The sequence below is a fragment of the Psychrobium sp. MM17-31 genome, from assembly GCF_022347785.1.
Lineage (GTDB): Bacteria > Pseudomonadota > Gammaproteobacteria > Enterobacterales > Psychrobiaceae > Psychrobium.
In genome coordinates this window covers 114,145-133,910 of sequence record NZ_JAKRGA010000005.1, presented here as the reverse complement: position 1 = coordinate 133,910, position 19,766 = coordinate 114,145, and the positions used below count along the sequence as shown (strand labels likewise).

The window sequence follows — 19,766 nt, the reverse complement described above, 5'->3', positions numbered from 1 at the left end:
TGTGGTCTTTCATAGGAATATAGCGTCATGAAAAAAACTCTTCTATCGATGGCTGTAGTGGCCATTATTACCGGATGCGCACCATCGCAATCAGTTAATGAACAAGCGAACTCGTCTCAAGTCGTAGTCAAACAGCAATTAAACAAAGCTCAGGTTAATCAACTGATTGAACAGCACACGCTTGAATACGTAAAGCAGCAACCAGCGCTGTCTACCTCGCTTAAGTTAAGCAATGATTATGTCGCTAACTACAATCAGCAATTACCCGATTATTCTCCGCAGGGAATGAAAAAATTACAGCAAACGATGCGTAAAGCCGCGTTAGAGCTGGCAAATGTTGAATTGGCTAATTTGCCTGATGATACAAAATTACATCTGCAAGTTAATCGCGTTATCGACAATTACTATGCCGGTTCAAAGAAATTTGAAGCGGGTTACATCGATACTTGGGGTGGTCATTTACCTTATATCGTTAGCCAAATCGCTGGACCCTTAATGGATATTCCAAAGATTTTGGAAAATCAGCAGCCAGTCACTAACCTAGCGCAAGCCAATGACTACATTACTCGTCTTGAAGCACTGGCGAGCATGGTGGGACAAGTTCATCAAAAAGTGGAGTTTGACGCAGAGAAAGGCGTAATACTGCCTAAGAAACTTTTCCCAAATACGCTGAAGTTCCTCAATGCTTTTGTTGCTCCTGATATTGATAATCATGCGTTAATGACCAGTTTTAAGCGCAAATTAGAGCAGGCGAGCATTGGTGATGAGCGTCTGGTTAATGCCTTGATGTTAAAAGCCCATAACGTAATGACACTACAAGTTTATCCTGCGTATCAACGGGTTAATAACTTGATGGTTGAGCTTCGAGAGCGCGCACCTGAAGGGGATGGAATTTGGGCACAGCCAAATGGCAGCGAGTTTTACTTGCACGAAGTGCAATTTCTTGGTGATTCTGATCTTACGCCTGAGCAAATCCACAACATTGGTTTGAGTGAAGTAAAACGCATTAGCGACGAAATGGATAAGCTACTGCGCTCGCAAGGGCTTGATAAGGGAACTGTCGGCGAGCGCATGGTGGCGTTGGCGGAAGATCCAAAGCAATTATTTGCCGATTCTGATGCGGGCCGCCAAGAGTTACTAGATTACCTTAACCAAGAAATCGACGTGATAATGCAAAAAGCACCACAGCTGTTTGCAACCATGCCGACCATTGGCGTTGAAGTTAAACGTATTCCTAAAGTTATTGAAGCGGGCGCGCCAGGTGGCTTTTATACGCCGCCGACTTTAGATGGTACTCGAAAAGGTGAGTTTGCAATTAATCTTCGCAACATGAAAGAAGTGCCGAAATTTAGTCTTAAAACGCTGACTTATCATGAAGCTGCACCGGGACATCACTTCCAAATCGCATTGAATATGGAACAAACCGATATCGGTCTGATGCGCCAAAACGCACCGTTTAACGGTTTTGTTGAAGGTTGGGCGTTGTATTCTGAGCTGGTGGCACTAGAAATGGGGATGTACGAAGGCGATGTGTGGGGTAACCTTGGCCGCCTGCAAGCTGAGTTGTATCGCGCAGTCCGCCTTGTGGTAGACACTGGTTTGCACTACAAAAAATGGACGCGTGAAAAGGCGATTGATTATTTCCATACCACTACTGGCACAGGCCTTTCGGATGTTACCTCAGAAATCGAGCGTTACATGGCATGGCCGGGTCAAGCATTGGGTTACAAGCTTGGTATGCTGAAATTTGTCGAGCTACGTCAAACTGCCGAGCGTGAACTAGGCGATAAGTTTGATATCAAGGGTTTCCACGATCTGATTTTACTCAAAGGTGCTCGTCCAATGTCGATTGTTGAAGCGGATGTGATGACGTGGATAGAAGCTAATAAATAGCTTTAAATTAGCGATTTAACGAAACAAATCTTGTTTAAGGCAAGATCGCCATTGTTTTCGTAGCCGCTAATTTGATAACTGTTACTAATCAGCATCTGTAACATCGCGGGATATTGATTCATCGACTTAACACTGATGGATTGATATCCCTTTTTTTGTGCCCAACGTTCTTGAGCTTGGCGCAATTTATTGGCTACGCCCTGTTTTCTGGCACTGGGAATAACACCGCCGAGCCAGCTATAGAATTCTTGCTCGTTAAGGGCATAACCTAGCTTGTAGCCGACAGCTTGTTCAGCCTTATAGGCCATCAACACTAAGCTTTCCTTATTCTCTAATCTATCCAATAGCTTAGCTTCAGATAATGGCCGATCAAATTCGGGAATTTGTCGGTGAATAGTTAGGGCCTGTTGAATAGTACCGCTGCGAATTTCAACCATCAAAATCAGCTACCCGTTATTAACGCTAAAGCGGCCACCAATGCGAAAGCGGCTGCTTGGGTGCGTTAGCGTAGCAAAGCTAACAACTCCTTTTGAGCTAAAGGTGCGGCGCTTTATTTGCAGACACGGCTCGTATTGCGCTAGCTTGAGCATTTTGGCGGTTAGCGATGTTGGCATGACGGCTTCGATAATATGCTCAGCTTCTGTAAGCGGCGCTGCCATACTCAAAAATTCGTGTGGTGTGTGGAGGGTGAAATCATTACTGAGATAATCCGGCACCAGACGCGGATTGACATAGCGCACTTCCAACTGAACTGGGGTGTTATTTTCTAAATGAACGAGTTTAGAGCAAAATACCTGAGAGCCAGTTTCAACATCGAGTGTAATGGCTACATCTTGGCTGGCAGCGACTTCGTCAAGGCTAACCACTTCAACGCTGTAGTCGTGGCCACGCTCTCTAATTTCGTCACTAATATTGCGAATTTCCATTAGGGAAGTTTGCGATTTTAACGTGGCAACAAAGGTGCCGCGCCCTTGGCTACGCACTAATAATCCAGTGTCGCACAATTCGGTTATCGCGCGCCTTGCTGTCATTCGGCTACATACAAACTGTTGCGACAATTCGTTTTCAGAAGGCACGCGGTCATGTTCTTTTAGCGTACCATTTTCAACCTGCTGACAAATGTATTGTTTAATTTGTTCGAATTTCGCTGCGATCATTACTACTATCCAATGGTTGTATATACAAGCGTTAAAAGGTATTTTGTTATGAAATAATTTATACTCCATCGGTAATGATAACAATTAAGTGAAGCCTTATGTCCTTAAATAATGAATTTGATAGTGTTTGGATCGACGTTAACCTCGCGACGATGAATGAGACCGATTATGGCATCATCGAAAATGCCGCCATTGCCATTAAAGATGGCAAGATCGCATGGTTAGGAAAACGCGAGGATTTACCTGCATTTGACGCTTTCGCGACACCAACTTATCAAGGTAAAGGCGGCTGGATAACGCCGGGACTTATCGACTGTCATACACATATTGTTTACGGTGGTAATCGCGCTAAAGAATTTGAAATGCGTTTAGAAGGCGCAACGTATCAAGAAATTGCCGCAGCTGGTGGTGGCATTGTTTCAACGGTTAAGGCAACCCGCGAAGCCGATGAAGAAACGCTTTATGTAGCAGCGAAAAATCGCTTAAACGCTTTAATGCAAGAAGGCGTTACTATGGTAGAAATAAAATCAGGCTATGGTCTTGATACTGAAACAGAAATTAAGATGCTACACATCGCAAGGTTACTCGGTGAGCATCACCCAATTGATGTTAAAACCACATTTTTAGGTGCCCATGCATTGCCGCCAGAATATAAAGAAAACGCGGATGGTTACATCGATTTAGTGTGCGGCGAAATGATGGACGCTGTAGTTAAAGATGATCTCGCTGATGCTGTTGATGCCTTTTGTGAATCAGTTGGCTTTGATTTAGCTCAGACCAAGCGCGTTTTCGAAGCGGCGAAAAGGCACAATATTCCCGTGAAATTGCATGCAGAACAGATGTCGAATTTAGGTGGCAGTGAAATGGCTGCGAGCTTTAATGCGTTGTCTGTTGATCATATCGAATACCTTGATGAAGCTGGAATTAAAGCCATTAAAGAGTCGGGCACCGTTGCGGTTGTATTACCGGGGGCATTTTATTTCTTACGTGAAACTCAGCAGCCACCAATCGATTTACTGCGTAAGTACAAGGTACCAATGGCGATTGCAACGGATGCTAACCCAGGTTCATCGCCGCTGTGTTCCCTGCAATTGATGCTCAATATGGCGTGTACGCTATTTAGAATGACGCCGTATGAAGCGCTTGCAGGCGTTACTCTCCATGCTGCTAAAGCCTTGGGTATGCAGGAAAAAGTGGGTAGCTTAGCCGTAGGAAAACAAGCTGATTTAGTGCTGTGGGATATCGAACATCCAGCACAGTTGAGTTATCAATACGGCGTAAACCCATGTGCGCAAGTAATTAAGAATGGGGTGGTGGTTTAATTACTGAATCAACTCATTCCGCATAATATATGCGTAGGTACCGTGTTCTTTTACTTTGTTGTAGGCGTTGATGAGTTTTTGGTGAGTGGCGTCGTCGGTTTGTTTGCTGACGGCCATGTATAGTCCCGTTGAGATTTGTGGGATGGGTAAAACAGGTTCTAATAGACTACAGTCGATTTTGAATACGGCACAGCGTTTACGCAGGCTCGACCTGTTGACGATAATCATATCGACGCGACCAGCCATAAACATTTTGATATAAGCGCCTTCATTTGAAGCCGCCGATATGCTGCTAAAGCCGTTCTTTTTTAGGAAGTTGTGAATGGCGCCGTCTTTGATAGTGCCAATGCGATAACTTTTGGTTTCAGTGAAATCTTTTGGATTAACGTCGGTTTTGCGCTTCAATCTAAAAAATTGGTAATCCAGCGGTACCACTTCACCAACCCATTTAAATAGATGTTCTCGTTGTGGCGTTCTAGCCATCGAATAGATCAATACATCGGCTTTGGTTTGCGCGAGTTTATAGGCGCGAGGCCAAGGGTAGATGCGAAAATTACCAGCCATTTCTGCTTGTTTGAGCACTTCTTTGACTAAGTCGGTTGCAGGGCCTGTAACTTTGTTACCTTTTGAATACTGAAGGGTGCTTTCTTCGGTGACTACCGAGAGGGTGTTGGCATAAGAGTTAATAGTGAAGATCGCGCTTATAACGGCAACAAAAACTAGCTGTACAAGGCGCATATCCATATTAAACTCGTAGAACAAAAATTATGCTAATACTAACTATTAAGCCGTTTTGTTGCAATGTATAAGGGGGTATTTTTAACCGTCTTATTTCGTTTTGTTAATGACTATTTTATATAACGAATTAGCTTATTATCGTTGTTTTTCCGTCGTTGTAATAGAGTCAAAATCATTCATATCAATTTGTTTTTCATAGCGTTTAAAGGTAGTTATTAATCGCTGTGGATAGAGGAAGTAGCCGTGAAAATGACAGACCTTGCGATGCAAAATAATTAGTGTACGGCCAGCGACATAACTGCACCAAAGTAGTAGGGGGAGAATGAATAACGGAAGCTTAAATAGCGCTATCACTGTTGCAATCAGAGTCAGCCATGCCCAGCATTTTATTTTCCACTCATTTTCAAAACCGTAGAACTCGAAATATTCAAATCGATTAAGATACCAGTTGCCTTGTTTGCTGCCACTTTCATTGAGGAATTTGGGATCACGCATCATATTCGGTTCGCCTGACGTTACTTAATAACTTCTTGTGCCATGATTGAGTCGTACTGTCCACTTGTTTTAAGTGTTTGGTAAGCGGCTGTAAGCTTTTTATGAAGCGAATCGCTGGTTTGTTTGCTCAGGGCCATATAGAGGCCGTTTGAGATCTCCGGAATATTAATGATAGGTTCAATGCGATTACAGTCGAGCTTGGTATTTTTACACAATGATTGCAGACGTGAAGTATTAAGAATGATTAAATCAAAGCGTCCCGCCATAAACATTCTAATATGAGAAGTGGCATTGGATGCCTTACTCAGATTCGTGAATTTATTGCGCTTTAGATAGCTATGGATAGCACCATTGTTCACAGTACCTATCTTAAATTTCTTGGCTTGTTCTAATGTGGTGGGATTCACCTTATCATTTAATTTTAAACGGAAAAAACGATAGTCTAGCGGTAATATTTCTCCCACCCATTTAAACATTTTTTCTCGCTGCGGTGTTCGAGCCATTGAGTAGATTAATGTATTAGGCTTGCTCTTCGCCTGTTCATAAGCTCGAGGCCAAGGGTAGACGCGAATATTGCCTTTGACCTTTGCTTCGTTTAACACCGCCCTTACTAAATCAGTAGCGACACCTTCGACGCGACTGTTTTTAGTAAATTGCAATGATCCTTCTTCAGTCACTACATTGAGCGTCGTCGCGAGTGCTGAGCCGTTACTCAGAAATACTGCCATAACCAAGGATAAGTAGGCGACGATAGTCAGGAGTGGTGTTCTTAAAGGCATTGCTATTCCAATCATTAATTGAGCATATATTAAACAGTTTTTTGCTATAGAAATCTAATAGTTATTTCTCAATAGTCGGTCCCATAATCTGTTGATATCGACCGTTGTTTTTGAGCGCGTTATAGGCTTCTTTGAGCTGTTGCGTTATTTGAGGATCACTTGAGTTACTTAATGCGATGTATAGGCTATTTGAAATTTGTGGAATGGGTAATACAGCTTCAATCAAACTGCAGTCCAATTCTGTAGTCACACACACTTTGTTGAGGGAAGAAGAATCGATGACAATGAGATCAAAGCGATTATTCATAAACATTCTAATGTGGGATGTGGGGCTAGCAACGGCGACAAGCTTTGGATAATTTTCACGGCGTAAATATTGATGAATAGCGCCACGGCTAATGGCGCCAATTGTAAATGCTTTACTCTGTTCTATATTGGTAGGGTTAACATGAGTTGATGATTTTAAACGGTAAAACTGATACTTAAGGGGGATGATTTCGCCAATCCAATTGAATAAATCTGCTCTTTCGGGGGTTTTAGCAATGGAGTAAATAATGGTATCAGGTCGATTTAGCGCAGTGTTATAGGCTCTAGACCAAGGAACAATTTTAAAGTCTCCTGTAAGTTGAGCCTCCGCCAATAGTGCCTTCATGAGTTCTGCGGCTGGCCCAGCAACGGAGTTTCCTTTGCGATATTGTAAAACACTGTCTTCTGCAATAACGAGTAATGGCGATGCGTTAGATACGCAAACTGCGCTGCCAACTAGAAAACAAACGACTTTTAATATCACACTTATGTGGTTTTTGCTCAATCGGATTACTGCTCAACAACTCATTGAACAATAAGTGTAGCAGACGCTACAGAATCAATAGATTTACTCGCCTTTTTCTGAGATCTCAGTGGCTTCTGGTTGCAATCTACTTGCCATAATCCTGTGATAAATCCCTTGTTCTCTAACTGATTGATAAGCATCTTTTAAACGTAGATGCAGGCTATCTTCAGTTTGTTGGCTCAGTGCCATATAGAGGCCTGTCGACATGTCGTCAATTGGCAGTACAGGCTCAACTAGTTTGCAGTCAAGAACGGTGTTTTTACACCAAGATTGAAGGCTTGAGCTATTGAGAACAATGAAATCGACGCGCCCAGTCATAAACATCTTTAGATAAGTTGTTGAATTGGCCACAGTGCGAATATTGCGAAAACGTTTTTGCTCTAAGTACTGGTGGATGACACCGTTCTTGGCGACACCAATGCGAACATTTCTGGCTTCTTCAAGCGTCCTCGGATTGACCGATATATTGGTTTTTAAACGATAAAAATAGTAGGTAAGCGGAAGGATTTCACCAACCCATTTGAACTGTTTTTCTCGTTTAGGGCTGCGAGTCATCGAGTAGATTAAAGTGTTGGGTTGCGTTTGGGCAATTTCGTAAGCTCGAGGCCAAGGATAAACACGAAAGTCTCCCTCCAATTGTGCTTCTGCTAATACCGCTTTAACGAGCTCGGTTGCAATCCCCACAACTTTGCCATTTTCAGAATATTGCAGCGATGACTCCTCGGTAACGACAGCTAAGGTATCGGCTTTAACCGTTACTATCGAATGGGAAATCACAGCGCATACCAAAAAGGCAAGGAGCTTATACATAGTTGAAATTCGTTTTTTAAACAAAGGCTAACTAGCGTAACTACTGGTGTTAATAGATGCAACTAACAATTTTTAGAGAATTAGGCAGCTAACTTGTATGGCCAGCTGCCAGAGGAAAGTTATGAAAATAACTGTTGTTCGAGTGAAAGGCCTTTGGTTAACTGGCGATATTGCAATCCTTGTTGCTGAACACCTTGAATGAGCTCAATATCAAATTGCGGCGAATTTAGCGCGTCGTAACTGATAACAAACTCTTGCTTGTTGACTGCTTCAACATTATTAACCCCTTGAATATTAGCTAATAAATTAGCAGCTTCGAGTTGTGTTGGTTCTAATAATAAGGTGATGCTTTGCAATTGGTTTTGCGACTGCTGACCGATTTCTTGTTGGGAGAGATTGCCTTGCTCTAGCAATAACACGGTTGAACATAGACGCTCTAACTCATCCAGATTGTGGGAGCTAATAATAAAACTCGCGTCACCAGATAAATCCATCACTAATTGACGAATGTTGCGGGCATTCGCAGGATCGAGGCCCGCTGTTGGTTCGTCAAGCATTACTAATTCAGGGCTACCGATTAGCGCTTGAGCAATGGTTACGCGCTTTCGCATGCCGTGGCTTAGCGCCGCTGGTCGCTCGTTTAATACCTGAGATAATTCAACGCGTTCAAGTACTCGCTCACACTCTTTGGCGGCGTCTTTTTTGCCAAACCCTTGTAACTTTGCATAAAGCTCTAATTGATGCTTAATGGCAAAGCGCGGGTCGAGTTGGGCGTCTTGTGGTAAGGCGCCCATGCGTCCTATTAACGCTGTGCTACCAGGTTTTTCCCTAAAGATGGTGACTTGGCCTGAGCTTGGTAGATGATAATTACACAAGATGCTGAATAAGGTTGTTTTACCTGCGCCATTGGGACCGACAAGTGCGGTAGTTTCACCGACATTTAGTTCAAAACTTACGTCCTTAAGCGCTTGTTTTGAGCCGAAGAATTTATTGACGTTGTGACAACTAATTAATGTGCTCATAGTGCTTTCCTTGTTAAGACGAAGTTTGCTAAGCCAAGATAAATGACAGTTTGAGTGAGTGGAATCGACATTGAGAAAAAGCTCAAATTGGCATTCTGTACTGTGTCAGTTAGCTGAACACCTGGCAGGGCGTAATTTAATGTTTCGATAGGCTCGAAATAGCCAGTTAACCAGCTAATTAACCCATTGAGGATCGGCAGCAGAATGATAGTGAAGGCAACACTTAATTTAGAAGATTGAACCCACACGTTAAACAGCGCCATTAATGCGATGAAAGGCAAGCAGGCGACTACAAGATTAACGGCAACTAGTAAAAGCTGCGGCACGGCATAAAGTACGCCAGTCGGTTCACGCCAAATACCCATCACATAAGCGGCAGACATCGTTAAGCCAATGAGAATGCTGATGATCATTGCTTGGCCGAGGAAGCGACCGAAAAGTAATTGACTGCGAGAAGTACGCAGTAGCAAAAAGCGAATAGTGCCGCGGGTAGCATCCGATGCCGTTTGATCAGAAGTCATCAGTACGGCGATAAATGGGAACACGAAAATAGCGAACAACCAATAGACCGCGACTTCTGAATAGGCCCACTGTAATAAGTAATCTAAGTTAAGCTGGCTTGAGAATACCGAGATATTTTCGCCGAAATTTTCGTTGGCCAAGATACTTACCGAGTAAGAAACGGGGTATTTCAGAATTAGAAACCAAACAATGGCGAACGCTGCTAGCAATATGGCGCCGCGTTTGGTGAGAAATAAGCGCGTTAACTCAAATTGGCTGATCAGCCAAATAGAACGCGTGGCGTTGTGTTGTGGAGTGGGGTGCATGAATAATCCTTAAATACCCGTTTGCTGTCGTTAGGTAGCATAGCCTAAAGCAATCATAGTACCACTAATTATTTTTATTATTTATCAATATGTTAATAATGTTCGTGTCATTCTTCTTGGTCAGTCAGGCGAATTAATGATGGATTTACTCATTTATTTCATTAAGTTAGAAGCCGTTAATTATTGCTAACAGGACGACCAATGATAACTATACGACAAGCGACAATTGATGATGTTGATACGCTTTATAACTTCATTCTCGCGATAGCTGACTTTCATCAGCAGACACATTTTGTAGAAACATCACCCGCTGAAATTAAGCGTGCAGGCTTTGGTGATTCGCCTAAATTCGGTGCTGTGTTAGCCGAAATTGATGGTGAGATAGCAGGCTACTGCAGCTATACCTGGAATTATTCAATTTGGCGTGGCGTCACCTACATGGGGCTTGACGATTTATATGTTCATCAACAGTACCGCAGCCAAAAAGTTGGATTACATTTGATGAACAAAGCGCGGGATATATGCCGTGAAGCGGGATGTAATCGAATTCGTTGGGAAGTAGAAAAAGATAACGAAAACGCTATCAATTTCTACAGTAAATTAGGGGCACAGGTTGATATCAAAGGAATGTGCCGTTGGGATGTTTAGCTTATCGTTAGCCTTGCCACGCGTAGCTAAATTTAGCGAAGAAGGTGCGGCGATCGCGATGTAGCGAGTCGTCACCTTGCGGTTGATAACCACTATCTGAATAACCTACGTAAACCAGTGATTGTGGGTTGATTTTGTAGGTATACAGCAATTGCGTCGAAAAGAATCGCGTTTCGGCGCTGTAATCGTTATTGCTATCACTGTCGTGATTCGCCTTGTACAGCAGCGGATTGCGATCAATATCTGTGTATTGCACGATGAGCTTTAACTGATTCTTTTGGTCGAATTGATACGCCATATTCAAATCACTCTTACTCGCGCGAAACAGGCGGCCGCCTTCTATATTCACACTCTTTCCGCCTACCATAGCTTGTTGCGCATCGACATCTAAGCGGTTGAAGTAGTTATTGAATGTGAGTGCAAAGTGCTGATTAAATTGATAATTAATCGTAGTGTGCAAGTAAAACTGGTCGGCTAGCTGAGCGTTTGCATAGTCAATTTGTTTACCGATGCGGGTGAAAAACTGAAGTTTTAAATCTGCCGTCGGGTTAATGCTTGAGTAGCTGACAAATTGGGTGTGATTATACAACTCGCCACCGTCGCGATTGTATTGGCTATCGTACAGCGACTCATTGTTCATAAAGCCGAAATTGGCGAATGCTTGTTTTTTACCATTGATAAAACCGCGCACATCGACGTTGTGCCCAAGTTTCTCACCTGCCTGATTTTGCGAGCTTTGAGCGCTAGCAAAGTAACCATAGCGATTGACGAATTGGGTTTTGTCATCGTCGTTATAAAAGGTTTGGCCGCCACCAATGAGTAATTTCTTATAGTCAACCTGACCAATGAAACCTAAATCTGCGCGAAAATCTTCGCCGATATCGGTATAGGTGGCGCAGTAGTTATAGTCTTTTTGTGAATGACTGTAATTAAGTTCGATGGCGTGATCGCTTTGTGATTGTTCAAGGCCATAATCGAGAGCTTCTTGCAGCGGGTTGTCACTTTTAGAATAGGCCACTTGATATTGCAGACTATCTTGCTTGCTAAACCAATGGTTGCCGTCACCGCTGACGACGGTATTGCGATAATCGTCTGCATCGCGATGCGACACGAAGAAACCAATGTTATCGCGATTGCCCAAATCATTTTTATAACGCAGCAGATGATTGGTGCTGGTTAGCGAAGCGCCATTATCGGTCAATGTAATATTACGAGAGCCTTGAGCCGATGGTAGCAGGAAGCTGGTTTGCTGATCTTTAGCGGTTAGTACACCGTAGGAATGTGCGCCGCTTTTGCCGGTGACCTTAACGCCGTAATCAGGCTGGTTGATATTGCGTGTGTGTACCAGATTTAAGCGACTGGTTTTGAAGTTATCGGCACCGTCTAAAAAGAATGGGCGTTTTTCACGCGTATAAAGAGCGAAGGTGTTATTGATGTCTAGCTCAGTAGAATCTGCCTCCACTTGTGAAAAATCAGGGTTGATAGTTAGGTTTAGCACACTGTTTTGGGTCATGCCCCAGCGCAAATCTAATCCTAGATCTTGTTCGCTATCGCCATTTGACCATGAGTCATTTGACGTCGCTTTACCATCGCTGCGCTTGATAGTTGCAGTTGGCGTCACTTGGATGTTGTTACTGGCTTTAGCACCCTCGAAGCCATCCAGTTTGTTATACAGACACAGAGAACAGGTCGAGTCGCGATCTCCCTGATAACTGGCGAGCTGATGACGAACTTCACGCGGATAGTTACGCCATAAGGTAAAGCCCCAGCGCTGAATGTCTTGTTCGTCTTTAAAGCGCAATGCGGCAAATGGAATGCTAATTTCAGCCGTCCAACCATCATCTGTTAGCTGAGCGGCACTGTGCCAAATGGCATCCCAAGCATCGTCTTCACGCCAACCGTTGTCATCGTTAATAATGGCGTCTGACTGTGCGCCTTTTGGGTTAACGAAAAATAGATAGGCGTTGCGCTCGTCGTTAAAGGTATCGAGGATGATGCCCATGTTATCGTCTTGCCAAATCTTATCGTGTGCTCGCAAAGAGCCGCGAATGTTCTCTGGCTGTGGATCATAAGCTCTAAGCGCAATATGAAGCGCTTGGCCGTCTTGATATAAATAGCCAATAGTTTTTACGGGAGCCGCAATACCGTTGCCAGGATTGTTTTCATATTTGAGCTCAATTGGAGTAGCGAGTTTCCACATCGGTTCATCGAGTTTGCCGTCAATGGTTGGCGCGTCTTGCTGTTTGCTGAGAGTGAACTTATCTGCCGCCCATGTATGCATTGATACTGAGAGGCTCGATGCGAGTATCGCTGTCCACAGTGCGGTGTTTTTGATTTTGTTTAACCATGTAAGTTGATGCATTTTTTGTTTTCCGTTACGAGAGAGTTAACGCTGTCTAGCTTCGGCGTGACGGGGCTTAAAGTCGTGGTGAAGTGGTGAAAAAAGGTGAAGGAGTTGTGATTTTTGGTGGTTTTTGTCGGTTTATTGTGCAATTGAAGCGTAGTTGACGGGTTTTCATTAGCTGTAGATAATAAACTCACTCGCCGATCAAAAATAATAAAAAACGATTCAATGAGATATCTTCGCGTAAATCAATTTGTCATCGATAGTCAGTTGCCGCTGATGTGGAATGATGGCAATGAAATTTCCCTTGAACCTAAGCAACATGCGCTGCTGATGCTCTTTATTGAGCAAGCTAATCAAGTGATTAGCCGCGATGAGATCATTGAAACAGTTAATCAGGGAGTTATTGTTAGCGACAATGCCGTCAACAAAATGGTGGCTAATTTACGTCAGTTATTGGCTGATAATCCCAAAGCGCCGACTTTTATTAAAACTATTCCCAAGCAGGGTTATTGTTTTATTGCACCTATTGCTCCTCAAGAAGATAAAGTGACCGCTGGTCAGAAAGATGAGGCCGCGCCTAAATCATCCAATGTAAAACCGGTATTTATTTTAAGTTTGCTATTAGCTGTGGCTGCTATTGCGTGGCAAGGCTTTTCCAATAAATCGGCGGAAAAAACCTATACCAACCTGCAGCTTCAGCCTTTAACCAGACATTCCGGCGTTGAGTTTTCGCCTGCTGTATCACCCAATGGAAACTATCTTGCTTATACTCGCAATGATCCGAGAAACGGTGTTGGTGAATTGTGGCTAAGGCATCTCGATGGTTCTGAAAAAGAAGTAAAGGTGGCTGATTTAGCGACCTCGGCGGAAATAGCTTGGTCGTCTAACAGCGATTTTATTGTTTTTACTGACTATCCAGAGCAACAGTGTCAGTTTAAACGCTATGATCTTGCAGGAACCGTCTCCACACTGTCACCCTGTAATGCACTTTATATTAGGCAAATGGCGTTGATTGATAATAACGAGGGCATTTTATACGCGGGTCGCGAAGTCAGTTTTGCGCCGAATCAGATCTATCGCTACAGCATGGCAAATAAAACGCGCGAAGCTATTAACCAGCCTAATGCGAAAAGTAGCGGTAACTATGGTTTTGATTTATCTGACGACGGTCAGCAATTATTGATTCTATCTGCCAATGAAGATAGTGAATACAGTAACTTGTATGTGCTAGATAGAAAAAACAATCAGCTCACCAACAAAGGCAAGTGGCCGCGTTTTGTCTATCGAGCTATTTGGCATCATGATGGCGAAAGCATAGTCACGGCGACAAATGCCTACTCCCATGAAATAGTACAAACTAAAATCGATGGTACGCCAATTATGAGTTTGGTGAGTACGTCGAATCGTGTGGCGCATAATTTTAGCCGTTTTCCCAATGGTCGCGACTATTACTTTACTTCGTTTCAAATGAACAACGACAATGAGTTAATCAACTTGGCAACAGGTGAGGTTAGTCGCCGCTTTAATTCAGCGGTCTACGACAAGCTACCAACCTTTTCGCCATCCACTAAACGCTGGTATTTCCTATCTAAGCGCAACGGACATTCGCAAATTTTTGAGGCGGATGAAGTTACTGGTCAAATAAAACAGCTTACCCACTTCGAGCAAGAGCCTGATGTAGACACTATCGATGTATCACCGGATGGCAAAACGCTGCTGCTCGGCAGTACGGCGCAACTAACCTTGCTGTCTTTAGCCGATAATTCCAGCAAAATTATTGATATTGACGATGGCTCTTCTATCTCCGCTGCATGGTTATCGAATACGCGTATTGCCTTTGGCATATTGCGCGATACCACGCCACTGCTGCGTTATTACGATTTAACCACCAACGCATTTAGCGATGGTAATCCTCGTTGGCAGGCGGCATTTAGCGACACCAAGGCGCAGCGATTGTTTTTTGTTGAGCAAGGTACTTATCAGGTTTATCAATGGTTTGCTGATGAAGAGCGCGCAGAGCCGACGTCGGTTACGCTAGATCGCGTATTTTCAGGCGGTATTGACGTTAAAGTCGATGGTGATTCATTGATTTATTTGAAGCGACAAGGTGTTTACAGTGAATTTATTCGCGTGTCGTTGTTGACTAAGCAGCAGGAATCGCTTGGCAAATGGTTATTTGTCGCCGGCTTCGATGTACTCGATAATCACCTAGTAGTGAGTTACGAAGAAGGCCGAAGCGGCGATATTCTGAAAACTGAATTTAAGTAAATTGAATCTAATAAGAAAAAATTACTCTTCAAGCATGTGTTGTTGCAACTTCTCGCGAAGCTCTGGCGTTAACGGCACACTTTTCTTTTCTTTGTGGCAGTAGTGAATCATTGCTGCCTTACCGCTGGCAGTTTTAACGCCGTTTTGCCAACATTCTTGATAGATATCGAACGAGCTATTTCCGATACGGGCGATATAGGTGCGAATTTCAACATCGCTGCCAAAGTGGGTTTCGGCGTGATAGCTAACGCTAATACCACCCAACATTAATTTCCAATTATTAACGTCGAGATCTGGGGTAAAGAACATAAAAATAGGATCGCGACCAGACTCAAACCACATTGGAAAAACGGTGTTGTTGATGTGTCCGAGGGCATCGGTTTCTAAAAATCGCGGTGTAATGGTCAATGAAAACATAGCGTCATCCTAAACGAGTGTTTGATTTTGGTGTGTGACAATCTAACAAAAATATTCCAGTTATAATACGTTTAGCGATAGAATCAATTAATCTAACGAGCCAAAAGAACACTACCTTGTCGACACTGATCCAATCTTTACAGCAACTCTCCGAGCAATTTTCTTGCACTAAGACGCGTCAATTTGTGGTGCTTAGCGGCGAACAAGCATGGGCCTGTGATTTAGTCAAACAAGTTGTCATTTCGGATGATTGTTTGTGGATTGGCGCAGGGGATGATGCTGGTGTGGCATCGAGCAAAGCCCACCTCAGTCTCGGCCGCGAATATCAAAGCTTGGTCTTTAATGCGTTTAGCGGCTTTCATCCCGATGCCTTTGGTCAAGCTATTGGAGCGTTAAGTGGCGGCGGAATTTGTTACTTGTTGGTGCCTGAGTGGACTGAATGGCAAAGTTATCAAGATCCTGACTATCAGCGTTATGTAGCGACTCCAGATGATATTCGTCGTGTGAATTCCCTGTTTATTCAGCGTCTACAGCAAGAAATCAAAGATGACGGTCACGCCATTGTCATCGAACAAGGCCAAACTGACGCTGTGACATGGCAATTGCCAGCCAATCTCCACGAAACTATAGCCAACGAAACCACTGTTAATAGAGTTGCTGCTAATCAAATTACGGGGCCTTACGCCACGACAGAACAAGCGGAGTGTGTGGCGCAGATTATCAAAGTTGCCACCGGACATCGCAATAGACCGCTGGTCATTAACGCCGATCGTGGCCGTGGCAAGTCAAGTGCACTAGGTATCTCCGCAGCACAGTTATTGCAAAATGGCTTGTCGAATATTGTGATTACTGCGCCTAAAGCCGCAGCATTAGACAGTGTATTTTTTCATGCGATGCGCCTACTGCCAGACGCAAAGCGCGTGCAAAACTCGCTGTTGTGGCAAGACAAGCAATTGCGCTTTGTTGCCCCCGACGAATTGGTGAGTCAATTACCCGAAGCGGATTTAGTAATGGTGGATGAAGCCGCGGCAATTCCGACCCCGATGCTAATTAGCTTAAGTCAGCATTATTCCCGCTTGGTATTTTCCACCACCATTCATGGCTATGAAGGGACTGGCCGTGGTTTTGTGCTTAAATTCTTAACTGAGCTTGAAAAAATTGCGCCGCAAATGCGCCAATACCAGCTCTCACAACCTGTGCGCTGGCAACTTGGCGATCCCGTGGAAGCCTTGAGTAACAAGTTATTAGGCATCAATGCTAAAGCTGTGAATTTAAGTTCACACTATGAGGTGTCAGCTAGCCAGCTTGAATTTCAGTGGCTAACGCAATTGCAACTCGCGCAAGATAGTCAGCTATTAGAACAACTCTTTAGCTTACTTGTTTTAGCCCATTATCAAACCTCGCCAACCGATTTTAGACAGTTGCTCGACGCGCCAGATTTACATATTTTGGTTGGTTTATTTGATGGCAACGTCGTAGCTGCATCGCTGATTATGCAAGAAGGGAATCTGCCTGTGGAGCTAGTTAATAAGATTGCTTTGGGTGAGCGCCGTTTACGTGGTCATTTGCTACCGCAATCATTGCTTGGGCAATTGGGCGTTAAAGACGCTGCCAGCTTCAGCTATGGCCGTATTATGCGTATTGCAGTGCATCCACAATGGCAAGGTAGCGGTATTGGCAGTGCGCTTGATCAACATACGACGCAATGGGCTAACGCGCATAACATCGATATCTTGGGCTCCAGTTTTGGTGCAACGGCGCAGCTCAGCCAGTTTTGGTTCAATTGTGATTATCGTCCCGTTCGTTTGGGATTTAGTCGTGACAGCGCGAGTGGTACTCATTCGTTGATGGTGTTAAAAGCAATAAATAGTGAAACCGAAGAGATGATCTCTACGGCTAATGAACAATTCTCACAGGCGCTGCGTTACGATTTAGCCGATAGTCACAGTCAGCTATCTAGTCAATTGGTCGTAAAACTTCTGCAATATTGTAAAGAATTAACCACACTTGGTGATTTTGAGCGTTTTAATATCGATAACTATTGTTGCGGAAATAGGCCCGTAGAACAGGTTAACTCGATGATAGAAAAAGGAATTTTTTCTAGGCCAGCGACAATGTCTACACTTACTGATCTGGAACAAGCGTTAGTCATTAAACGTATTCTGCAGCGACATTCATGGGCTACAGTGTGCAGTGAATTGAAATTTAGTGGTAAAAAGCAAGCACAGCAAACTTTGCGACGCGCAATCAGCTCTTGGTTTCAGCACATTTAAAAACAGTAACTTATCAACATCTGTTCAATCTCCCCGAATTCTTCTTGAGCAAATAACAAAAATTTCTTGCACTAAGTTTCAAACGGTTGTTTAATTCTCTGGCGGTTAAAGAATCACAGGTATAGTTGACGTACACGTAAACTTTCTGGCAGACTCGTAGCCAATATTCGAACAATCTTCGCCCAGGTAGCAGTGATTGTCCCAAGATAAGTCGCCAAAGAGCGACATGAAATAGCACACTAAGCAACGAATAAAAGAGTAATAGGAGCAGAGTATGGAACGTGAATCGATGGAGTTTGACGTCGTCATCGTAGGTGGTGGTCCAGCTGGACTATCAGCAGCGTGTCGTCTAATGCAAGCAGCACAAGAAAAAGGGCAAGAGCTCATGGTATGTGTTGTTGAAAAAGGCTCAGAAGTTGGTGCCCACATCCTATCAGGTGCCGTATTCGAACCTCGTGCCCTAAACGAATTATTCCCAAATTGGAAAGAACTAGGCGCGCCGCTTAATACCGAAGTAGTTGGCGACGACATTTTCCTATTTGGTAGCGAATCTAAAGCCACCAAAGTGCCAAACGCCTTTGTACCGAAAACTATGCACAACGAAGGCAACTACATTATTAGCCTTGGTAACCTGTGTCGTTGGTTGGGCGAACAAGCTGAACAACTTGGCGTTGAAGTATTCCCTGGCTTTGCTGCTGCTGAAACACTTTATAATGACGATGGGTCAGTTAAAGGTATTTTAATTGGCGACATGGGTATTAGCGAAAGTGGTGAGCAAAAAGACTCATACATGCCGGGCATGGAACTTCATGCTAAATACACCATTTTTGCCGAAGGTTGTCGCGGTCACTTAGGTAAAGAGCTGCAAGCTCGTTTCGATTTAAACGAAGGCCGTAGCCCACAACATTACGGTTTGGGTATTAAAGAGCTGTGGACCATTCCTGCCGAGCAACACCAACAAGGTAAAGTTGTTCACACTGGCGGTTGGCCACTAGACAATGGCGCGACAGGCGGTGGTTTCCTTTACCACATCGAAGACAACCAAGTAGTATGTGGTTTAATCGTCGACCTTAACTACTCGAATCCATATTTAAGTCCGTTTGATGAGTTCCAACGTTATAAACACCATCCAGAAATCGCCAAATATTTAGAAGGCGGTACTCGTGTGTCTTACGGTGCACGTGCCATTGCTAAAGGCGGTTTAAACTCGCTTTCTAAAATGAGCTTCCCGGGCGGCCTACTCATTGGTTGTGATGCGGGTACATTAAACTTCGCTAAGATCAAAGGTTCACACACCGCGATGAAGTCAGGCATGATTGCCGCCGATGTTATTGTCGAAGAATTAGCGAAAGGCGAAGAAGCTGCTAGCGAATTAACCCAATACGCTGCGGCATTTGAACAATCTTGGTTATACGAAGAGTTATACAACTCACGCAACTTCGGCGCAGCAATGCACAAGTTTGGCACTACCTTGGGCGGTGCTTACAACATGATCGATCAAAACATCTTTGGCGGTAAACTGCCATTTAACCTCAAAGATGACAGCTTAGATCACGAGCAATTAAAACTGGCCAGTGAGTCACAAGAAATTAACTACCCGAAACCAGATGGTAAGTTGAGCTTCGATAAGTTGTCGTCGGTATTCTTATCAAATACTAACCACGAAGAAGATCAGCGTTGTCATTTAACCCTTAAAGACGCATCGATTCCACTGACCGTCAACATGGAAAAATGGGCGGAGCCAGCACAGCGCTACTGTCCTGCTGGTGTTTATGAAGTGATTGAAGAGAACGGTGAACAGCGTTTTCAAATCAACGGTCAAAACTGTGTTCACTGTAAAACCTGTGATATCAAAGATCCAAGCCAAAACATCACTTGGGTAACCCCAGAAGGTGCTGGTGGACCGAACTACCCGAATATGTAGTAGTTTTCGTATTT

At 43.8% G+C, this 19,766-nt stretch carries 17 protein-coding genes; 6 read left to right on the top strand and 11 right to left on the bottom strand.

Annotated features, from left to right (window positions below; all coding sequences use genetic code 11):
* Positions 1–27 precede the first annotated feature (27 nt).
* On the top strand, positions 28–1,893 hold the full coding sequence (locus tag MHM98_RS15335) for a DUF885 domain-containing protein (RefSeq protein WP_239440241.1): 1,866 nt from the start codon (positions 28–30) through the stop codon (positions 1,891–1,893).
* 2 nt (positions 1,894–1,895) lie between these two features.
* Here the strand turns inward: MHM98_RS15335 and MHM98_RS15330 are convergent, their stop codons facing one another.
* Positions 1,896–2,330 carry a GNAT family N-acetyltransferase gene (locus MHM98_RS15330; RefSeq protein WP_239440240.1) on the bottom strand — a complete coding sequence of 145 codons (435 nt, stop codon included), beginning with the start codon at positions 2,328–2,330 and terminating at the stop codon, positions 1,896–1,898.
* A 9-nt stretch (positions 2,331–2,339) separates the two neighbouring features.
* Positions 2,340–3,050, bottom strand: a complete 711-nt coding sequence (gene hutC, locus MHM98_RS15325) for a histidine utilization repressor (RefSeq protein ID WP_239440239.1) — start codon at positions 3,048–3,050, stop codon at positions 2,340–2,342.
* A 98-nt stretch (positions 3,051–3,148) separates the two neighbouring features.
* Here hutC and hutI point away from each other — a divergent pair, with 98 nt between their 5' ends.
* Positions 3,149–4,372: an imidazolonepropionase gene (hutI, locus tag MHM98_RS15320; RefSeq protein WP_239440238.1), complete on the top strand. Its 1,224-nt coding sequence runs from the start codon at positions 3,149–3,151 to the stop codon at positions 4,370–4,372.
* On the opposite strand, the gene MHM98_RS15315 is transcribed toward hutI, so the two are convergent.
* The 7 genes from MHM98_RS15315 to MHM98_RS15285 all read right to left on the bottom strand — a co-directional run bounded on the left by MHM98_RS15315 (position 4,373) and on the right by MHM98_RS15285 (position 9,875).
* On the bottom strand, positions 4,373–5,116 hold the full coding sequence (locus MHM98_RS15315) for an ABC transporter substrate-binding protein (protein WP_239440237.1): 744 nt from the start codon (positions 5,114–5,116) through the stop codon (positions 4,373–4,375).
* 129 nt (positions 5,117–5,245) lie between these two features.
* On the bottom strand, positions 5,246–5,608 hold the full coding sequence (locus tag MHM98_RS15310) for a hypothetical protein (protein WP_239440236.1): 363 nt from the start codon (positions 5,606–5,608) through the stop codon (positions 5,246–5,248).
* A 17-nt stretch (positions 5,609–5,625) separates the two neighbouring features.
* The gene (locus MHM98_RS15305; RefSeq protein WP_239440235.1) at positions 5,626–6,384 is read right to left on the bottom strand and encodes a transporter substrate-binding domain-containing protein; all 759 of its coding nucleotides are present in this window, start codon (positions 6,382–6,384) and stop codon (positions 5,626–5,628) included.
* A gap of 61 nt (positions 6,385–6,445) precedes the next feature.
* A complete protein-coding gene (locus tag MHM98_RS15300) occupies positions 6,446–7,195 on the bottom strand; it encodes an ABC transporter substrate-binding protein (protein WP_239440234.1) in 750 nt (249 codons plus the stop codon).
* A 63-nt stretch (positions 7,196–7,258) separates the two neighbouring features.
* The gene (locus MHM98_RS15295) at positions 7,259–8,026 is read right to left on the bottom strand and encodes a transporter substrate-binding domain-containing protein (protein ID WP_239440233.1); all 768 of its coding nucleotides are present in this window, start codon (positions 8,024–8,026) and stop codon (positions 7,259–7,261) included.
* 119 nt (positions 8,027–8,145) lie between these two features.
* Positions 8,146–9,048 (bottom strand): ABC transporter ATP-binding protein, encoded by a 903-nt coding sequence (locus MHM98_RS15290; protein WP_239440232.1) that lies wholly within the window; start codon positions 9,046–9,048, stop codon positions 8,146–8,148.
* Positions 9,045–9,875, bottom strand: a complete 831-nt coding sequence (locus MHM98_RS15285; RefSeq protein WP_239440231.1) for an ABC transporter permease subunit — start codon at positions 9,873–9,875, stop codon at positions 9,045–9,047. Before MHM98_RS15285 ends, MHM98_RS15290 begins: the two co-directional genes overlap by 4 nt.
* Positions 9,876–10,076: 201 nt before the next feature.
* Between MHM98_RS15285 and MHM98_RS15280 the strand changes: the two genes are divergently transcribed.
* Positions 10,077–10,523 carry a GNAT family N-acetyltransferase gene (locus MHM98_RS15280; protein WP_239440230.1) on the top strand — a complete coding sequence of 149 codons (447 nt, stop codon included), beginning with the start codon at positions 10,077–10,079 and terminating at the stop codon, positions 10,521–10,523.
* A gap of 7 nt (positions 10,524–10,530) precedes the next feature.
* Here the strand turns inward: MHM98_RS15280 and MHM98_RS15275 are convergent, their stop codons facing one another.
* Positions 10,531–12,885, bottom strand: coding sequence for a DUF5916 domain-containing protein (locus MHM98_RS15275; protein WP_239440229.1), 2,355 nt, complete (start codon positions 12,883–12,885; stop codon positions 10,531–10,533).
* Between the two features lie 210 nt (positions 12,886–13,095).
* Between MHM98_RS15275 and MHM98_RS15270 the strand changes: the two genes are divergently transcribed.
* The gene (locus MHM98_RS15270; RefSeq protein WP_239440228.1) at positions 13,096–15,138 is read left to right on the top strand and encodes a winged helix-turn-helix domain-containing protein; all 2,043 of its coding nucleotides are present in this window, start codon (positions 13,096–13,098) and stop codon (positions 15,136–15,138) included.
* Between the two features lie 21 nt (positions 15,139–15,159).
* Here MHM98_RS15270 and MHM98_RS15265 read toward each other — a convergent pair whose 3' ends face one another.
* Positions 15,160–15,555, bottom strand: coding sequence for a thioesterase family protein (locus MHM98_RS15265; RefSeq protein WP_239440227.1), 396 nt, complete (start codon positions 15,553–15,555; stop codon positions 15,160–15,162).
* A gap of 116 nt (positions 15,556–15,671) precedes the next feature.
* Here MHM98_RS15265 and MHM98_RS15260 point away from each other — a divergent pair, with 116 nt between their 5' ends.
* Together MHM98_RS15260 and MHM98_RS15255 are read left to right on the top strand one after the other, a co-directional pair.
* Positions 15,672–17,828: a GNAT family N-acetyltransferase gene (locus MHM98_RS15260; RefSeq protein ID WP_239440226.1), complete on the top strand. Its 2,157-nt coding sequence runs from the start codon at positions 15,672–15,674 to the stop codon at positions 17,826–17,828.
* 274 nt (positions 17,829–18,102) lie between these two features.
* A complete protein-coding gene (locus MHM98_RS15255) occupies positions 18,103–19,752 on the top strand; it encodes an electron transfer flavoprotein-ubiquinone oxidoreductase (protein ID WP_239440225.1) in 1,650 nt (549 codons plus the stop codon).
* The last annotated feature ends 14 nt before the right edge of the window (positions 19,753–19,766 follow it).

Bases quoted from the DNA above. Each gene is read 5' to 3' on its own strand.
- MHM98_RS15335 (WP_239440241.1), top strand. From the start codon at position 28: ATGAAAAAAACTCTTCTATCGATGGCTGTAGTGGCCATTATTACCGGA.
- MHM98_RS15330 (WP_239440240.1), bottom strand. From the start codon at position 2,330: ATGGTTGAAATTCGCAGCGGTACTATTCAACAGGCCCTAACTATTCAC.
- hutC (WP_239440239.1), bottom strand. From the start codon at position 3,050: ATGATCGCAGCGAAATTCGAACAAATTAAACAATACATTTGTCAGCAG.
- hutI (WP_239440238.1), top strand. From the start codon at position 3,149: ATGTCCTTAAATAATGAATTTGATAGTGTTTGGATCGACGTTAACCTC.
- MHM98_RS15315 (WP_239440237.1), bottom strand. From the start codon at position 5,116: ATGGATATGCGCCTTGTACAGCTAGTTTTTGTTGCCGTTATAAGCGCG.
- MHM98_RS15310 (WP_239440236.1), bottom strand. From the start codon at position 5,608: ATGATGCGTGATCCCAAATTCCTCAATGAAAGTGGCAGCAAACAAGGC.
- MHM98_RS15305 (WP_239440235.1), bottom strand. From the start codon at position 6,384: ATGCCTTTAAGAACACCACTCCTGACTATCGTCGCCTACTTATCCTTG.
- MHM98_RS15295 (WP_239440233.1), bottom strand. From the start codon at position 8,026: ATGTATAAGCTCCTTGCCTTTTTGGTATGCGCTGTGATTTCCCATTCG.
- MHM98_RS15290 (WP_239440232.1), bottom strand. From the start codon at position 9,048: ATGAGCACATTAATTAGTTGTCACAACGTCAATAAATTCTTCGGCTCA.
- MHM98_RS15285 (WP_239440231.1), bottom strand. From the start codon at position 9,875: ATGCACCCCACTCCACAACACAACGCCACGCGTTCTATTTGGCTGATC.
- MHM98_RS15280 (WP_239440230.1), top strand. From the start codon at position 10,077: ATGATAACTATACGACAAGCGACAATTGATGATGTTGATACGCTTTAT.
- MHM98_RS15275 (WP_239440229.1), bottom strand. From the start codon at position 12,885: ATGCATCAACTTACATGGTTAAACAAAATCAAAAACACCGCACTGTGG.
- MHM98_RS15270 (WP_239440228.1), top strand. From the start codon at position 13,096: ATGAGATATCTTCGCGTAAATCAATTTGTCATCGATAGTCAGTTGCCG.
- MHM98_RS15265 (WP_239440227.1), bottom strand. From the start codon at position 15,555: ATGTTTTCATTGACCATTACACCGCGATTTTTAGAAACCGATGCCCTC.
- MHM98_RS15255 (WP_239440225.1), top strand. From the start codon at position 18,103: ATGGAACGTGAATCGATGGAGTTTGACGTCGTCATCGTAGGTGGTGGT.